Here is a 17,002-nt window from a genome sequence, read left to right as displayed (position 1 = left end):
GTGACGCGTCGTAAACAACACCGCTTTTTACAAAATCAGGCAAGTTCCAATGTGATTGAAGTTGGTAAGCCCGAGTACAAAACCATCAAAGGAAACTGGCGTTCTGACCAGTTTGGTAATGATAACCCGGTCGTGCTGGAACTTGCCTGCGGTAAGGGTGAGTACACGGTTGGGTTGAGTCAGGCTTATCCTGAAATCAATTTTATCGGTGTCGACATTAAGGGCGATCGGATCGCCCGAGGCTCACAGACTGCACTTTCGCTTGGATTAACCAACGCTGCGTTTCTGCGCACCGACATCAATTTCATTGAGGAATTCTTTGAGCCAGGGGAGATCGATGAAATATGGATTACGTTTCCTGATCCGCAGCCGCGCCCCCGGCAGGAGAAGCACCGGCTTACTCATCCCCGTTTTCTGGAAGTGTATAAGCGGCTGTTAAAACCCGGCGGACTGCTTCACTTAAAGACAGACAGTCCGCTTTTATTCTCGTACAGTCTGGAAACAGTGCAGGAAAACAAGTTCACAGATGTAAAATACACAAATGACTTATACAAATCACCACTTAACAATATACACTTAGGGATAAAGACAAAGTACGAACAAATGTTCTTTGATAAAGGATTTACAATCAACTATTTACAATGTAAAACGGGCACAACCTGTTAAGATTGCGCCCGCAGTTTATTTCTGTAACAACATTAAATTTACATCTACTCTACAACGTCGAATACTTATGTGAATAGATGTAAATTAACTTAGTTAAACAGTTTAACAATTAAGTCAGCAACCCGGCTCGAGTAGCCAAACTCATTGTCGTACCAGCCAACCACTTTTGCAAGGGTACCGTTGGCCGCCGTCAGCTTCGAATCAAAAATGCACGAGTGAGGATTGCCGATGATATCAATAGATACGATTTCATCGGTCGTGTATTCCAGATATCCCTTGAGCGTCGTATCAGCCGCCTGCTTGATGGCGTTGTTTATTTCCTCGACAGTAGCTGCCCGCTTCAGTACTACGGTCAGGTCAGTCAGGGAACCGTCTGGTGTAGGAACGCGCATGGCGTTACCATCCAGTTTGCCTTTCAATTGAGGCAACACAAGACCTACAGCTTTAGCCGCACCAGTTGACGTTGGCACGATCGACAGGGCAGCAGCCCGCGCCCGGCGCATGTCTGAGTGAGGAGCATCCTGCAAATTCTGGTCAGCGGTGTAGGCGTGGATCGTGGTCATATAGCCACTCTCGATACCGAATACGTCGTCCAGTACTTTAGCCATTGGGGCCAGGCAGTTTGTCGTGCACGAAGCGTTCGAAACAATCGTTTCGTTGCCCGTCAGCGTGTCGTCGTTTACGCCTAGTACTACTGTAGGAATATTGCCTTTGGCGGGAGCCGAGATAACAACCTTTTTAGCACCAGCCTGCAAGTGCATACCAGCACCGGCTTCATCGACGAAGCGACCGGTCGACTCAAGTACTACATCGATATTGAGATCTTTCCAGGGAAGATTCTTAGGATCCCGTTCAGCATAAGCGTTGATGCGCTGACCGTTTACTGTGAGGCTATCGCCATCTGATTCAACCGTACCCGAAAACCGACCATGTACAGAATCGTACTTGAGCAGGTGAGCAAGCGTTGCATTGTCCGTTAGGTCGTTTATTGCTACTACCTCAACGTTTTCCTTATTGAGTAATGTACGGAAAGAGAGACGTCCAATCCGACCGAAGCCATTGATGGCTACGCGTATTTTTTCCATGAACTGCTAATAGTTTTGATTTGGAGGCAAATATACAGAACATTAATCGGTACGACTAACAGTACGAGATAGGCTAGTCATAACGTCATACTTTAGTAAAATAGACGAGGCAGAATTAGTTCCATATTTAGTAATCGTAGTATTGTCGGCAAAAAATTAGTATTTTATAGCATAATTGCTACTATTTCTTAGCAATTACCGCGTTATTTGTTACATATTATAGTATTTTGCTACTATGATTGCTAATTAAAGTGGAGAATATGCTCTTTACTAAAAACCATTCTTTTATATTGCTAAATAGTGGCATATAATATTTGATCATCTAAGTAAGCATAGTAAGTACATGCATATTAGTATTTAGACCAGCACGAATCATCTCAACTAACCAATAGGGTCAATAGGGGATATCAAGCCAGAAAAAGAACAGTTAGTACGATAACAACAGACCGTAAAACTCTTATATCTGACATGCCTAACTTACTAAGTAGGCTTGTTCAAGTAATAATTAATACCTCTACGATACTGCCGATCAGAAACTCTCTATAGATAAAGCTGGGTATCGAATAGTCACAAAAAATGCTGTTCTACAAATAAAAGTCAATGACGCTACTAGCCAAACTTAGTTCTTCTGCTGACGCTCAGCCAGACATTACTATCTCACTCAACGTTGATTAATTTCTCTAACATATCCTGCCTGGAACTACATACTAAGCAATGAAAATCATAGGTGGCGTACCATCAGATAAGACAGACCTGATTAAACTTTGGGGCAAAGTGATACAGAACATTATTTACGAACAGTTGATTCTGTACCCTACAGCACATGAGATAAACATACCATAAATAGAACCAACAGCTTCCACTAATTAGAGAGAATATCCATAAAGACTCTAATCGCTCAGTAGAATAACTCTACAAAGCAAAAACATTTATTATCGCATATATTTAAACTATACGGCACGGCCTATTATCTTTGATTTGAGCTTCTAATCGAAACGCAGCCGACTATAGACAAACAGAATATTATTCTGACTATTTATATAAGTTGCTGATTTTGAGACATTTGTTATCTTTACCTTATTTCATTACTTTATTTGTATGACCGCACAGATTGAACAAATTTGGTCCGACCGAACACTATTACAACAACCCGAATCATTACAGCTTATTCACGATGTAATTCATCAATTAGATAGGGGAGAGCTGCGAGTGGCCACCCCCGCCACTGACGAAAGCGGAGATTGGGTGGTAAATGAGTGGGTGAAAAAAGCAATTCTCCTCTACTTTGTTTCCCAACAGATGAAGCCTGAAGAAGTGGGAATTTTCTCCTTTCACGATAAAATTCCGCTGAAGACAAACTTTGTCGAAACTAAGGTTCGCGTGGTTCCACCAGCAGTTGCCCGCTACGGATCCTTCCAGGCTCCCGGTGTAATTCTGATGCCTTCATACGTAAACATTGGTGCCTATGTAGACGAGCGTACTATGGTCGACACATGGGCTACAGTTGGTAGCTGCGCACAAATTGGTAAAGACGTTCACCTGAGTGGGGGAGTTGGTATCGGTGGTGTGCTTGAACCACCACAAGCATCTCCGGTAATTATTGAAGACGGCGCTTTCATCGGATCACGCTGTATCGTAGTAGAAGGGGCGCGCATTGGCAAACGGGCAGTTCTGGGCGCTGGCGTAACAATTACTGGTTCTTCCAAGATTATCGACGTTACAGGTAGCGAGCCTAAAGAATACAAGGGCTACGTTCCTGCTAACTCCGTTGTCATCCCCGGCAGCTATGCTAAACAGTTTCCGGCGGGTGAATTTCATGTACCCTGTGCGATTATTATCGGGCAACGTAAAGAATCGACCGATCTAAAAACGTCGCTGAATGAAGCTCTCCGCGAAAACAATGTATCTGTGTAGATTGTAAATAATCAACCAGTACAATTTACACTCATCGAAGTACAAAACACATTCAACATATTAAATTGTATTTTGTACTTCGATATACATTTATAACTATCAGCTATTTACATAAGTATAGTATTTAAATTTATATATTTGTGCTACTAGTTCACATTTACACTAATTCATAGTTATGAATATAAATGACAAGATTAAACAGATACTGATTGATCGTAACTTCTCACCATCTTATTTCGCCGACGAAATTGGTGTACAACGATCCAGCATCTCACACATCCTATCAGGTAGGAACAGACCTAGTTTCGACATTATTCAAAAAATAATACGCCGTTTTCCTGACCTAGGCTACGACTGGATCATGGAAGATGAGCAACAGAACTCGTCACCGGCACCGACTTCACAGGGCGCATATAGACAGGGGAGTACTCAACCAGCAGCGGAGCGCTACAATATGGGGTACTCCAATGCGCCGAATCAGCCTGTTCAGTCGTCGATCCCGCGGAGCAGACCTCGTGAATTAGCACCGCCACAGCCCGAAATGCCCGCCGAAGAAGATTTTCCAATGGAAGATTCCGGCGCAGAAAAACGAGTCGAACGTATTTTACTTTTCTACACCGACGGGTCATTTCGTGAGTTTCTGCCATCGGTGTAAAAGGCGGTTAAAGATAAGCTTTCCAATCAATAAATCGATTAAAGTACCACTTCATCAACCTGTACACAGGTAATCAAAAAAGGGCTCCTACGTGCGTAGGAGCCCTTTTTTGATCGACACACACATAACTCGCTGTAAAGCAATGCTTTAGTGTTCCACGTGGATATTTTCACAAATCGCCGTTAAAATCGACACACAACTACCCATAACTGTAGCCCGGACGAATCTCGATAAGCGATCGTTAAACGCGTAGGCTACTTCTCTAATCAGCCAGCCACTCATCAGTGTAAAAGGCAATCCTACGAATCAATCCGGAATTAAACCCTGGTACTCGGTTCTGGCAAACTGCACAAACTCATCCGGGCTTGGTCGACTCACAAATTGATCCATATATAAACCACCATAGTCGACTACCACCAAGCTGCTTGTTACGGAAACGCCGTTCATATAACTCCTCAATCGTGATATAGCCGGGCCGGGCTTTTTATCCGACCAGAAAAGTAGAACTTAGCGCACAGGCTTGCTGGAACCTATCCATTATGCAAAGCGACAGGCCAACATACCTATTCTTATATCCCTCACTGAACACACAGTAAAGAGTCTAGCTGAGGTTACTCCATCGATGTTTTACTTACAGTATGCATAGATTCAGTAGCATACGAGTTGTTTTATAATTTATATTATGTTAAGTAGACTTTATAAATAAGTAGGGCTGTCAATTGACAGCCCTACTTGTCCTGATTATGTGTCGTTCCTAGTTAGTAGGTTCTACACAAACGACTTTACGCTCTTCGTACTGCTTCAGAATGTTTTGCAGGTTCTCCAGATTCTGGGTTACCTCCTGATCATCTTTCGCAGTTTTCGCTTTCTGGAAGTATGGCAGTGCCTGCTTGAACTTGCCGCAAACCTGACCATCTACTTCTTTACCACGCTTATTGTACTCAGCCATGTCCATGGCGTCAACGGCACCTTTCATACGGACGGCTTCGTTGAAGTACGTTACACCCATTCCGAAGTTAGCGTCGTAGTTGTTAGGATCAACAGCAACAGCTTTCTTGTAGTAATCGATCGCCATCATCCGATCGCTGTCGAATTTCTTTTTCGAATCAGCTAACTTCTGCTCGTTACCAGCGGCAGCACCCGAATTGGCAGCTGCTTCTTTAGCCGAAGCCTCCAACTGAGCAATCGTTGTTTTCTGATCGGCAGCGCGCTTCTGAACATCCGTCAGCTGACGCTTCAGATCTGCATTTTTAGGCTGCTTCTTCATGGCAGCGCTCAGACGTGTCACCTCACTATTATACGTATCCAGCAGTCCTTTAGCATCTGCCAGTTTTTTAGCTGGGTTACCGCTTTTCTTGCTCTCACCTTCCATCTTACGGATTTCTTCGTCGAGCTTAGCGGCACTGTTGTCGTAGATCTGACCAAGCAACACGAGCGTCTGCGCGTTCTTAGGATCTTTATCAACCTGCTTTTTCAGATCAGCAACAGCCTCATCCATCCGGTTCGAGGTCAGCATGATGTTGATGCGCTCGTTAACCAGATCCTTATTGGTCGGGTCGATAGCCATACCCTTTTCGAGCGCAGCCAAGGCCTTGTCGATCTGCTTGTCGTTGCGGTACAACTGAACCAGCGATCCGTACACGACGGCGTCTTTACCACCGTTGGCCATGTACTTCTCCAGCAGTTCTTTCGCCGTCTCGTTGTCACGAACCTGCTGCGCACCGATAGCTCCATAAAGTGGAGCTGTCGTATCTTTCGTGTTAATTTCCGACGCTACTTTCAGCGACTTCACCGCATCAGCGTAGTTCTTGCCCTGGAACTTAGCTACACCCTGCTGCATGAAAGCCGCGTACAACTGCTGTGACTTAAGAGCTTCCTCAGCTTCCTTTGCCAACCGGCCCGGGCCGCCTTTCTTGTCTTTATCGAGTTCGATTACCTTTTTGAATGCATCATAGGCCGTGGTGGCAGCCGCTGAATCCATCCGGATGTACTGATTGGCGATCGACTGATAGGTTTTGGCCCGGTCCATCCAGGTACTGGCTTTCGCCCCCGCCTTGGCATCGGCAATGTCTTTATCGCTCTTCTCTTTCTCCTTCTTAACGGCGTCCATCTGCGCCTGATCCAGCGTAGAAGCGGCCCCGCCCTGCTGGTTCTGAGCGTATGCCCCTACCGACAGACAACAGGCGACTACTGCAACTGCAATTGATTTCATGTGAAATTGGGGTTGTGTTTTATCCTTTTTTAACAAACGAAATTACGGAATCTATCTGTATAAGCGCGAGACGCTGAAAAATGTTTGAGCCGCCCGCCCGATCATCGCTGTCGGTACAGGCGGCTCAACAAACGCCGTATCTACTGGCTAATCAACCAGTTCTGTCTCGGACGAATCGACAACAGGACCGTTTTCGGTACCCGGCACCGTTTCAATTTCCTCGTCATCTTCACGCTTGATCTTTGTCACGGACGAGATTTCGTCGTCACCGCGTAGTGTAATCAGACGCACACCCTGCGTGTTCCGCCCAATCACGCTGATGTCAGCAATCGGAGTCCGGATCGCGATACCTGACCGGTTGATAATCATCAGGTCGTCGGTATCATCAACATCCAGTACGGCAACCAGTCGGCCGACTTTTTCGGTTACTTTCAGCGTACCGACTCCTTTGGCACCCCGGTTCGTGACGCGGTAGCCTTCGATATCAGACCGTTTGCCGTAGCCTTTTTCCGATACAACCAGCAACTGCGCATCCGGCGAGTCGATACAGACCATACCGATAACATGGTCGGCTTTATCCTCTTCGTCGAGCGAAATGCCCCGCACACCAGCGGCCGTACGACCCATCGGGCGCACCCGGCTTTCGTGAAAACGAACCGCTTTACCCGCGCTCGACGCAATTACGATGTCGTTATTCCCATTGGTCATACACACGCCGATGAGCTGATCGTCCTCATCGATCGTAATCGCGATAATACCGTTCTGGCGGGGCCGCGAATACGCTTCGAGCATCGTTTTCTTAATCGTCCCCTGCCGCGTACACATCACAATGTAATTATTGTTGATGTAGTCGTCGTTTTTCAGGTCGGAGACGTTGATGACCGCCCGCACTTTGTCGTCGGCTTCGATATTGATGAAGTTGGCCAGCGGCCGCCCCTTAGACGTGCGCGACCCTTCGGGCAATTCGTACACCGGCAACCAGTACATCCGCCCCTTCTGCGTGAACGCCAGCAGGGTGTTATGCATCGTTGCCGTAAACAGGTGTTCGGTGAAATCTTCTTCCTTGGTCGCTACAGCCTTCGCACCTACCCCACCCCGGCTCTGCGCCCGGTACTCGGTCGTTGGCGTCCGCTTGATATACCCCTCGTGCGAGATGGTGATAATCATGTCCTCATCGGCAATCAGCGACAGATCACTGATGTTGCCATCGCCGAGCGCGTTGATCTGGGTCCGGCGCGCATCGCCGTAGCGGCTGCGGATGTCGATCAGTTCGTCGCGGATTACCTGCCGCTTCCGATCTTCATTCGCCAGAATTTCCCGCAGGTCATTGATCTCCCGCATCAGCTCGTCGTACTCAGCCTGTAGCTTGTCACGCTCCAGACCGGTCAGGCGTTGCAGACGCATGTCGAGAATGGCCCGGGCCTGCAATTCGCTCAGCGCAAACTGCGTCATCAGTCCCGAGCGGGCAATTTCCGGATCGCGCGACGAACGGATCAGGTTGATTACCGCATCGATATTATCGAGGGCAATCAGCAGTCCTTCCAGGATATGCGCGCGTTTTTCAGCTTCCCGCAGTTCGTACTGCGTCCGGCGGGTTACTACTTCGAACCGGTGCTCGACGTAGTATTTCATCATGTCCCGCAGGTTGAGCAGCATAGGCCGCCCCTTCACCAGGGCCACGTTGTTAATGCTGAACGACGACTGCAAAGCGGTATGCTTGTACAGGTTGTTCAGTACTACGTTGGGAATAGCATCTTTCCGCAGGTCGTAAACCACCCGCAGGCCGTCGCGGTCCGACTCATCGCGGAAGGCCGTGATACCTTCGATCCGCTTTTCGTTGATGAGTTCAGCCGTCTTTTCGAGCATGACCGATTTGTTGACCATGTACGGTACATCGGTCACGATAATCTGCGTCTTGCCTTTGTTTTCCTCGATAGTTGCGTTGGCGCGCAGCACCACCCGACCACGACCGGTTTTAAACGCCGACTTAACGCCTTCCATCCCGTAGATCGTAGCCCCCGTCGGGAAGTCGGGCGCTTTGACGTACTGCATCAACTCGTCTACGTCGATCTCCGGCTTATCGAGGTAAGCGATAATACCGTCGACCACTTCGGTCAGGTTGTGCGGAGCCATGTTGGTGGCCATACCCACGGCAATACCCGACGAGCCGTTCAGCAGCAGGTTGGGCAGTTTAGCCGGCATCACGCTGGGTTCTTCGAGCGAGTCGTCGAAGTTAGGCTGGAAGTCGACCGTTTCTTTGTAGATATCGGTCAGCATTTCCTCGGCGATCCGCTTCAGCCGCGCTTCGGTATAGCGCATGGCCGCCGGTGAATCGCCGTCGATGGAGCCGAAGTTTCCCTGTCCGTCAACGAGTGGGTAACGCAACGACCAGTCCTGGGCCATGCGTACCATCGTATCATATACTGACGAGTCGCCGTGCGGGTGGTACTTACCCAGTACTTCCCCAACAATACGGGCCGACTTCTTATGTGGCTTGTTGTAATTGACTCCCAGTTCGGCCATCCCAAACAACACGCGCCGGTGCACGGGCTTCAGCCCGTCGCGCACATCGGGTAATGCACGGGAAATGATAACCGACATCGAATAGTCGATGTAGGCTCCGCGCATTTCGTCTTCAATGTTGATGGGGATAATGTTACTGGGCGCTTCGAGGTCGGGATTTTCTTCCGCCATGAGTAAGTGGAGTTTCGCAGAAAATTACTATTCCGATGCACACAAAAAGCGTACACCGCTGTATAGACAAATATACAAATTTTTAGCGACAAAAGAAAAGAAACGGGCTAAGGAAGGCGTCAGAGCGCGTATAACTGGCTATATTCTCCGCGTACAGATGCCTTTTTGCCACCCCGGATGAACGCCAGTATCATCTATATCAAATACAATTCTATTTCATCGGTAACACAACGCTCTTTTCCGGGCAGAAACGTCAGTTCTACAGGCTGGCTTTGATGCGCGGATCGAACCGGAACGGCTCAGTAGCAATCAGTTGGATCTGACTGAAATCGGGATGGGCGGGGCTAAGCAGGTAATTGTATTCGCCCGGTACGATGGCCGACGGCACCCGCAACACCGCCGACTTACCGAGCATCAGCCAGTCGCCCCCCCGACGCTGACAACCGCCATACTGTTGAAAATCGTCCCAGTCGGCAGGCAGCGTATCCAGTTCGATCATCTCTACCGTCAGGCTGTCGGGAATCTCGATGACCATAACCCTGAATAAATCGTTGAGCCCCTCCCCGCTTCGGTGCACCACGTTTTCCAGACAGGCCAGTGCCCGGCTTGCAGCTGTGTAAACAACGAACTGCCCCCGGCTATTCCAGCGGGCTGCCCCACCCGACGCCGTCAGCCGGTCGGCGTACTGTGCCTTGGTAATTCGATAAACCAGCATGTATGCTACGCCAGATCGCCGTATTCGATCCGGACAACTTCATCCGTGACCAGGTCAATACCGCCGGATGTGTGCAGCAGATCGAAGGGTACCTGATTGCCCAGCCCGTAGGCCGGTTTGTCCATCCAGCGCCGGAAAGCGTCAGCGGTGCCGAATACCGCTTCGCCGGTTTGAAAGAGCGCCATAATTTTCAGCACCTTTTCACTATCCTGCGGATTCAGCTTCTTCTGCTCACGCTCGTACCGCTGAAATGTTTTGAGCGATGTGTCGAACACCTCTGCCAACTGCTCACGGCGATACCCCGTCAGTTCGGCAATTTCAAAAAAACGGGTCGCCGACACCCCTTTCAGGGCCGATAAAACAAGAGCGGTGCGGTCTGGGATCATCATAGCACAAATCTAGGTCATTTGTCTGATAAACTAAGAAATTTGTCTGAAAGTTTACCAATCTCTACTATTCTGATCGAGAAACGACCCATTTTCTCAACAACAACGCGAACAGGCTGTTATTAGGCTACTCGCTCACGTGAGTATACTATTCATCTACCTACCTCTTCATGACCATCGCTGATTCGGGTTCCCCTTCCCTATCCGAGCCTGACCCTACTTTATTTTCGGCTTGCCCGCCACCCCACCCACACCTACAGGTATCCGTAATCGTTCCCGCTCGCAACGAAGCGCATCACCTTACGGAGACGCTCGACGCACTGCGTGGGCAATACCGTTCCGACGGCAACCCGCTGTCGACTACGCAATACGAAGTCCTCTTACTCCTCAACAATTGTACGGACGCGTCGGAACAGGTAGCCCGGCAGTACCAGCAAACCTACCCGGCCTTCCCCTTGTATGTCGAGGCTATTCAACTGCCCGTCTCGATGGCTAACGTCGGTACAGCCCGCCGGTTGCTGATGAACGAAGCCTGCCGACGGCTTCAGCGGGTTAATCCGATGCAGGGCATCATTGCCTCGACGGATGGTGATACAGTAGTGGATTCGCAATGGCTGTACCAGATACTCAACGCCATTCGGGAAGGAAACGAAGCTGTAGGGGGACGAATTCTGACCCGACCCGACGGGGGATCGGTACGGCTCAATCACCTGCGTGACGTGACGTACCGTATGCTGATCGCGCAGGTAGAAGCCCAACTCGATCCGCAGCCCAACGATCCCTGGCCCCGGCATTTCCAGCATTTTGGAGCCAACATGGCGGTAACCTGTACGGCGTATCTACGCGCCGGTGGACTCCCCAACGTACCTCATCTGGAAGACGAAGCATTCTACCGGGCGCTGTTGCGTACCGACGCGCGCATTCGCAAAAGCCCGGCCGTGCGGGTCTTTACGTCTACCCGCCTGAACGGACAGGCAACCATCGGATTTGCCGAGCAACTCCGCTACTGGCAGCAGCAGAATCAACAACAGCAGCACCAGCTGGCCGAGCCAGCCGACGGTATTGTTCACCGCCTGCGGTGCCGACAACAACTGCGGGCTATATGGCAACAGCGGCAGCAATCCAACGCGCCAACTCTTGCCCTACCCCTTTCGCTGGTTGCCTCATCCCTATCGCTCAGCGTCGATAGTATCGGGCAGCTACTGGCCCACTGCCGCTATTTCGGTGAGTTTTGGGAACAGATCGAGCAGCGGATCAGCAGCAACTGGGCAACCCGCTACCCGCCCGTAGCGATCACGCGCGCCATCGCCGACCTTCGACGATGTCTGAACGGGTCGCCTGTACTGGCGACTGCCGAGCAGACACCGGGCCGCTAACCAGCCGTTTTGTTGTACATACTATCGCTTGCGGAACAGATCCAGTCGGTAGGTATCAGCCCGCTGACCCAGTCGGTGCTCCAAAGGGCCATCGGCGGCAGCAGCCTGAAGAAAAAAATCGTGCACGGCGTCACCCGTCAGCGGGTAATCGGGCACGAACGGGGTCCAGTGCACCAGCAGCAGATCACCGCCCGGCTTCAGCGTATCAATCATCCGCTGTCTGGCCCTTGCCAGATCGTTTTCGGAGAGGTAATACCCCACTTCTGATACCAGGATCAGATCAAACGGCCCGTCGGGAAACGTGGCCGGAATTGCCATGCGCTCTATCCTGACGTTGGCCTTATCGGCCAGTCGCTGACGAGCTTTTGTCAGGGGCAGTTCACTGGCGTCGACGGCCAGCAGCTGATCGCAGCGATCGGCGAGCTGCCGGGTCAATACACCAATGGAGCAACCAATTTCAAACGCCGATGCGTACCGCGGCTCCGGTAACGCAGCCAGGGTGGCTTCGTATTTTCCGCGTTCATACTCGCTCGTTTCAAACGACCAGGGGTCTTCATTAGCCCGGTACACGTCGTCGAAATAAGTTGGGGGTAGAGAGGGCATAAGGTAGTTTGTGGTTCAAGGTTTAGCGTTTGAGGTTCAGGGTTAGAGCGGGTATTCGGCTAACGTCGAACCTTAAACGTTAAACCTTGACCCCTAAACCTCCAGAAATAACTCGTACGGCCGCTCGAAGTGGGTAAGCAATTCGGGAGACAGGTAGAAGGCCGTGGGGTCGTCGTCGATCAGGCGGGTAACCTGCGACGCGTGGGCGGCAATAGCCCGGTTGCGCTGGTCAATGACAGTATCGATGGGTACTTTCCAAACACGCCGTTCGTCGGGGCGGGGCATGTCGTCGGGCCTGCCGAGTTCCCAGAGCCAGATTAAGTACTCCAGTACGCGGGTAGGCATTGTCAGGTGCGTGCGGGCGGTCTGTAGCAGTTGCCAGGTTGCGCGATGGTCGCGGTGTGGGTCGCGCTCCCAGGGCACCAGAATCGTTGCCGGGTGTACCGCTTCGATCAGACCCACCAGCGTAGCTACTGCCTCGGCAAAGCCCTGTTGGTCAGGAAACGGAACAGCGGTATCCGGCAGCCGCATAAACGTGCAGGCATCGGCGGAGACGCCCAGCCGGCTCAGTGCTTCGCGGGCTTCGGTTTCGCGCAGGTCGCGTAATCGCCCGGCCGGATACGTCGGGGAGTTCGGGTGCGACATACTGCCGTCGCTTACAAACACAACGTACACGGGCAACCCCGCCTGCCGGAGCCGGATAATCGTTCCGCCACAACCCAGCGACTCATCATCGGGGTGCGGGGCCAGGATCAGCATACTCCCCAAAGACTGCACATCGTCCAAGATAATCGCCCGTTGGTCGAGGGCGCGGGCTTTTTCAGGTCCAGAGTGCATGCGCAGCGGTGGGGTTTGTTAATACATACCGGCCAATATCGACGAGCGTCGCGTCGGGGGCGGGCTGACGAAGGTACATGGTCAGGTCGCGGTGAATCCGCTCGAACGGGTGCGGTCGCAGCAAGCCGCGCGCGCCAACGCAACGTTCGCAAAGCGGCATAACCTGCAAGCAAATGGCTTCAATGGCCGTGCGGGTCATATTGGCATACGCCACAATCGTTGCCGGGTCGGTCTGATCGGCCAGCCACTGATCCGTTTTGTCGCCCGCACTACGCAGCCACTGATTCCCCGACTCGATCAGGTAAGCTAGTTCGGCCAGCCGGGTTTGCTGGAGTACATCGTCAAGGCGGTGCATATCAGCCAGAAACCGGCGGGTGGCGTCGAACAGGGCGCTGGCCCCACCCAGTTGCACGGCCGCGAATCGAATAGCGCCCCCACTGAAATACGGCTGCTCGAAGTACCGGTTAGGTTCACCCAGCAGATCGTCGTGCTGCACCGTTACGTCCGTAAAATCAAGTTTGAAACTGGCCGACGCCCGCATGCCTAGCGGTTGCCAGAACCGATCATCGACCGGAATCGGCTGGACTCGTTCCGTCGGTACGACAACCATCTGCCAGCCCCTGCGTGGCGAGTCCACGCGGGGTCCGCTTAGCTCGCCCGTTATCAATGGCCGCTGTATCCAGCCAGCACCCGAACAAAACGTTTTGGATCCACTAAGCCGGTATGACTCCTCGTCGATCGGCTCGATGCGAATGCCGTCCTGTGCCTGCGTATTCCAAACGCTGAACAGATGCCCCCCTCGCGCACATCGGCATACCAGCGTTGCCGTTGGTCGGGAGTAGCATACAGGTGAATGAGGTAGAGTGCGTTGATGTGGCCTTCGTAGACCCGACCCACCGCCAGATTAGCCGACCCAATACGGCTGAGCAACGTAAGCAGCCGGGCGGTTTGGCCCCGCTGAAAATCGAGCGGCTCGCCGGGCAGCGTAACAGCCAGCAGACCCGCGTCGGTCAGCCATTGGAACGCGTCAGTGGGGAAGCAACCCTCGGCGTCGGTATCGGGGGCAGCCGCAGCAATCCGGTCGACAAGTGCGTCGAAGGCATCCGTACCTGGTAACGTAGTATCTATACTAGATGGAAGAGGTAGGTTCATACCTCTATAAGACCCGAATCCGGCCGATTGTTTGGGCAATCAGGCATTCAGCTGCATGTACCGGTCGTACAGGCGGTCGCGGGTGCGCTTCAGCCGCATCTTAACGGCACTCTCCGACAGCCCACACTGCTGGGCAATTTCCTTGATCGAGAGGTTGTGTTCGTATTTGAGCTGGAGCAGGTGAATTTCTGACTGGGGAATTTCTTCGGCCAGCCGGGCCAGATCGCTGAGTCGCTCTTCGAGCATATCCTGACGGTCGGCATCCGGCAGCTGCGCCAGTTCCTCCTCCGACACATCTTCCCGTACCATTCGTTTACCGATCCGGAGCTGGTCCAGGCAATAGTGGTGCGAAATGGCGTACAGCCAGGTCGAAAAGCGGGACCGATGCTGAAAGGTATCGATGCTGCCCAGCACTTTGATAAAAATGTCCTGTGTGAAGTCTTCCGCTACGTCCGCATCACGGGTAATCGACAGGCATTTATTGTACACTTTGCCGACGTATCGATTATACAACATTTCAAAACAGTCGGGAGCCTGGGTATCGCGATAGAGTTCAACGAGCGTCTCGTCAGCCAATACATTTTTTGTCATAACTGTACAGAATGAGGGCTAAGCAATTAGCCAAATATAACGCCTTCCCAAAAAAAGTAACTACTCAGTTACAGTTGTTGTATGCCAATGGTACGGTAATTGAGTATGAAACCCACCCAAATTCGGCGACTACAACTAAAAAAGCGGTATTTCACCCTAAAAAAGGTAAAATACCGCTTACTCAATATTGTTACTGATTTTTTACTTACCGGCGCTATTTAGTTGATGTACAGCCATTTTCTATACAGGCTTTTCTGCGCATCCGTCGGGTTGCTGACGGGCTCGAGCCGGTAGCTGACCAGCGGATTAGCGCCCAGGGTGACGTTGATCCGGCGCAGCAGCCCCGCCCGGTTCACCAGCACGTTCAACGTATCGCCCACGGGCCGGCCCGCCAGCAGCCGGTTTAGGTCGTCGCCGACCCGCACCTGATCGATCGCCACAATTTCATCGCCTACGTTTAGTCCGTCCTCGTACGCACCCGACCCGCGCCGTACTTCCCGCACGACGGTCCGGCCGTTCGTTACCGCCGTGCTTGCGCCCAGAAACCCGTCGCCGTTTTTCCCGGCTCCATTGACCAGTTGCAGCCCCACGGCGTTGAAGTACGCATTATAGTCAATCGGCTCGGCGGAGTTGACGCCCACGTTGAAGAACGCATCCAGCGACCGCCCGGCGATCTGCTCGGCGGCCCGGCGGAATTCCTCGTCGGTGAAGCCGCGCTGCTGCTTTTTATAGTATTCCTGGTACAGGTACCGCATCAGATCGTCCATGTTACGCGCGCCGTTGCTGCCCGATAGAATCGCCAGGTTCAGCAGGGTTCCCAGCACGCTACCCTTGCTGTAGTACGAGATGGTGCTGTTGTCGGAGTTTTCGTTGGGGCGGTACCCTTTGATCCACGCATCCCAGCTCGACTCTGCCGCCGATTGTACGCGGGTACCCGGCTGGTTTTCGATCTGATTGATCTGGTAGGCGACCAGACTCAGGTAGGCATCGGGTGTGTAAAAGCCCGCCCGGCGCAGGATGTATTCCTGATAGAACGAGGTGCATCCCTCCGACAGCCAGAGCAGGTGGGTGTAGTTTTCGTTTTCGTAGTCGAACGGTCCGAGCGCGATCGGCCGGATCCGCTTGACGTTCCAGAGGTGGAAGTACTCGTGCGCCACCAGACTCAGAAACCGCTTGTAGCTCGCTTCAGTGTCGTAGGCACTGCGGGTCACTTCGAGCGTGGTCGAGTTCAGGTGCTCCAGCCCGCCCCCACCCGGCGGAATGTGGTGGACGATAAAGGTGTAATTCTCGCAGGGATGCTCGCCCACCACCGACGCGGCCGTTTCACAGACGCGGGTGTAGTCGGCTGCGAGTCGCTTTTCGTCGTAGCTGGTCAGACCGTACATAGCCACCGTGTGGGGTACCTTGGCGGCCGTGAAGCCAAACGTCCGCTGATTGCCGATCTCGATGGGCGAATCGACCAGCAGATCGAAGTTGGGGGCCTCGAAGGTATTGGCCTGCCCCGCTACGGGTTTGAGCGCGGTCGTAACGGCTTTCCATTCCTTGTACGGCTCGACCGTCACGCGCAGCGGCTGGGCCTTCAGGGCGTCGTGGTACATAAACATACCGGCCGGGGTAACGTAGCCGTGGTCGATGTCGACAAAGCTGGTCCGCACGGTCAATTCGTTAGCGTAGACACGGTAGTGAATCGTCAGGTTATCGGCACTGGTGTAGACGCGCCAGGTATTCTTGCGGATCTTCTCGCTCCGCACCGCCTGACCGCCCGTCATGGCCGTAAAGCCCTCAACGTTTTTGGCGTATTCGCGAATCAGATACGAGCCGGGCGTCCAGACGGGCATCCGGATATCGTAGTAACCGTTCTTGCGGGCACCCGTTGCGGTGGCCGCGCCGGACAGCGTCATCTCGACCTCAAAATAGTGGGTTTGTGGTTCCGGCATGGTCAGCCGATAGGTAATAGCGGGGGTTACGGCCGGCGGGGTTTGCCCGTCGTCGGCGCGGCTGTCGATGAAGAAAGGGGGGAAACCGAAAAGTGTCCAGACAGTGAGTAAATACAGAAAGCGGGTGCTTTTTTTCATACGGAAACGGGAATACCTTCGTTTTTTGTCCAGATTTAGGG

General features: G+C 52.2%; 15 protein-coding genes. 4 read left to right on the top strand and 11 right to left on the bottom strand.

Going from position 1 to position 17,002, the window contains the following annotated elements; translation table 11 throughout:
* On the top strand, positions 1-666 hold the full coding sequence (gene trmB / locus HH216_RS17615; RefSeq protein ID WP_169551987.1) for a tRNA (guanosine(46)-N7)-methyltransferase TrmB: 666 nt from the start codon (positions 1-3) through the stop codon (positions 664-666).
* An 89-nt stretch (positions 667-755) separates the two neighbouring features.
* Here trmB and gap read toward each other — a convergent pair whose 3' ends face one another.
* Positions 756-1,751 (bottom strand): type I glyceraldehyde-3-phosphate dehydrogenase, encoded by a 996-nt coding sequence (gene gap / locus HH216_RS17610; RefSeq protein ID WP_169551986.1) that lies wholly within the window; start codon positions 1,749-1,751, stop codon positions 756-758.
* Positions 1,752-2,849: 1,098 nt separating this feature from the next.
* Here gap and HH216_RS17605 point away from each other — a divergent pair.
* Both HH216_RS17605 and HH216_RS17600 read left to right on the top strand, forming a co-directional pair.
* Positions 2,850-3,665 (top strand): 2,3,4,5-tetrahydropyridine-2,6-dicarboxylate N-succinyltransferase, encoded by an 816-nt coding sequence (locus HH216_RS17605; RefSeq protein WP_169551985.1) that lies wholly within the window; start codon positions 2,850-2,852, stop codon positions 3,663-3,665.
* A gap of 175 nt (positions 3,666-3,840) precedes the next feature.
* A complete protein-coding gene (locus HH216_RS17600; protein WP_169551984.1) occupies positions 3,841-4,320 on the top strand; it encodes a helix-turn-helix transcriptional regulator in 480 nt (159 codons plus the stop codon).
* Between the two features lie 754 nt (positions 4,321-5,074).
* Here HH216_RS17600 and HH216_RS17595 read toward each other — a convergent pair.
* The 4 genes from HH216_RS17595 to parS all read right to left on the bottom strand — a co-directional run bounded on the left by HH216_RS17595 (position 5,075) and on the right by parS (position 10,330).
* Complete coding sequence (locus HH216_RS17595; RefSeq protein WP_169551983.1) at positions 5,075-6,532, bottom strand: tetratricopeptide repeat protein; 1,458 nt, start codon at positions 6,530-6,532, stop codon at positions 5,075-5,077.
* 147 nt (positions 6,533-6,679) lie between these two features.
* Positions 6,680-9,226: a DNA gyrase subunit A gene (gyrA, locus tag HH216_RS17590; protein ID WP_169551982.1), complete on the bottom strand. Its 2,547-nt coding sequence runs from the start codon at positions 9,224-9,226 to the stop codon at positions 6,680-6,682.
* A gap of 259 nt (positions 9,227-9,485) precedes the next feature.
* Entirely contained in the window at positions 9,486-9,941 is a 456-nt protein-coding gene (locus HH216_RS17585; protein ID WP_169551981.1) for an RES family NAD+ phosphorylase, read from the bottom strand.
* 5 nt (positions 9,942-9,946) lie between these two features.
* Positions 9,947-10,330: a type II RES/Xre toxin-antitoxin system antitoxin gene (gene parS / locus HH216_RS17580; protein ID WP_169551980.1), complete on the bottom strand. Its 384-nt coding sequence runs from the start codon at positions 10,328-10,330 to the stop codon at positions 9,947-9,949.
* A 167-nt stretch (positions 10,331-10,497) separates the two neighbouring features.
* On the opposite strand from parS, the gene HH216_RS17575 reads away from it, so the two are divergent.
* Positions 10,498-11,703: a glycosyltransferase gene (locus HH216_RS17575; RefSeq protein ID WP_169551979.1), complete on the top strand. Its 1,206-nt coding sequence runs from the start codon at positions 10,498-10,500 to the stop codon at positions 11,701-11,703.
* Between the two features lie 21 nt (positions 11,704-11,724).
* Here HH216_RS17575 and HH216_RS17570 read toward each other — a convergent pair whose 3' ends face one another.
* The 6 genes from HH216_RS17570 to HH216_RS17550 form a co-directional block, all read right to left on the bottom strand.
* Positions 11,725-12,306: a class I SAM-dependent methyltransferase gene (locus HH216_RS17570; protein WP_169551978.1), complete on the bottom strand. Its 582-nt coding sequence runs from the start codon at positions 12,304-12,306 to the stop codon at positions 11,725-11,727.
* A 93-nt stretch (positions 12,307-12,399) separates the two neighbouring features.
* Positions 12,400-13,143 carry a PIG-L deacetylase family protein gene (locus tag HH216_RS17565; RefSeq protein ID WP_169551977.1) on the bottom strand — a complete coding sequence of 248 codons (744 nt, stop codon included), beginning with the start codon at positions 13,141-13,143 and terminating at the stop codon, positions 12,400-12,402.
* A complete protein-coding gene (locus tag HH216_RS26125) occupies positions 13,127-13,780 on the bottom strand; it encodes an acyl-CoA dehydrogenase family protein (RefSeq protein ID WP_254448495.1) in 654 nt (217 codons plus the stop codon). The genes HH216_RS17565 and HH216_RS26125 overlap by 17 nt, the downstream gene beginning before the upstream one ends.
* A gap of 26 nt (positions 13,781-13,806) precedes the next feature.
* Positions 13,807-14,295, bottom strand: coding sequence for an acyl-CoA dehydrogenase family protein (locus HH216_RS26120; RefSeq protein WP_254448494.1), 489 nt, complete (start codon positions 14,293-14,295; stop codon positions 13,807-13,809).
* Positions 14,296-14,334: 39 nt separating this feature from the next.
* Positions 14,335-14,886: an RNA polymerase sigma factor gene (locus HH216_RS17555; protein ID WP_169551976.1), complete on the bottom strand. Its 552-nt coding sequence runs from the start codon at positions 14,884-14,886 to the stop codon at positions 14,335-14,337.
* 218 nt (positions 14,887-15,104) lie between these two features.
* Positions 15,105-16,961, bottom strand: coding sequence for a M61 family metallopeptidase (locus tag HH216_RS17550; RefSeq protein WP_169551975.1), 1,857 nt, complete (start codon positions 16,959-16,961; stop codon positions 15,105-15,107).
* Positions 16,962-17,002: the final 41 nt, after the last annotated feature.

The organism is Spirosoma rhododendri, from assembly GCF_012849055.1.
Taxonomy (GTDB): Bacteria; Bacteroidota; Bacteroidia; order Cytophagales; family Spirosomataceae; genus Spirosoma; species Spirosoma rhododendri.
This window is presented reverse-complemented; position numbering and strand designations above follow the sequence as displayed.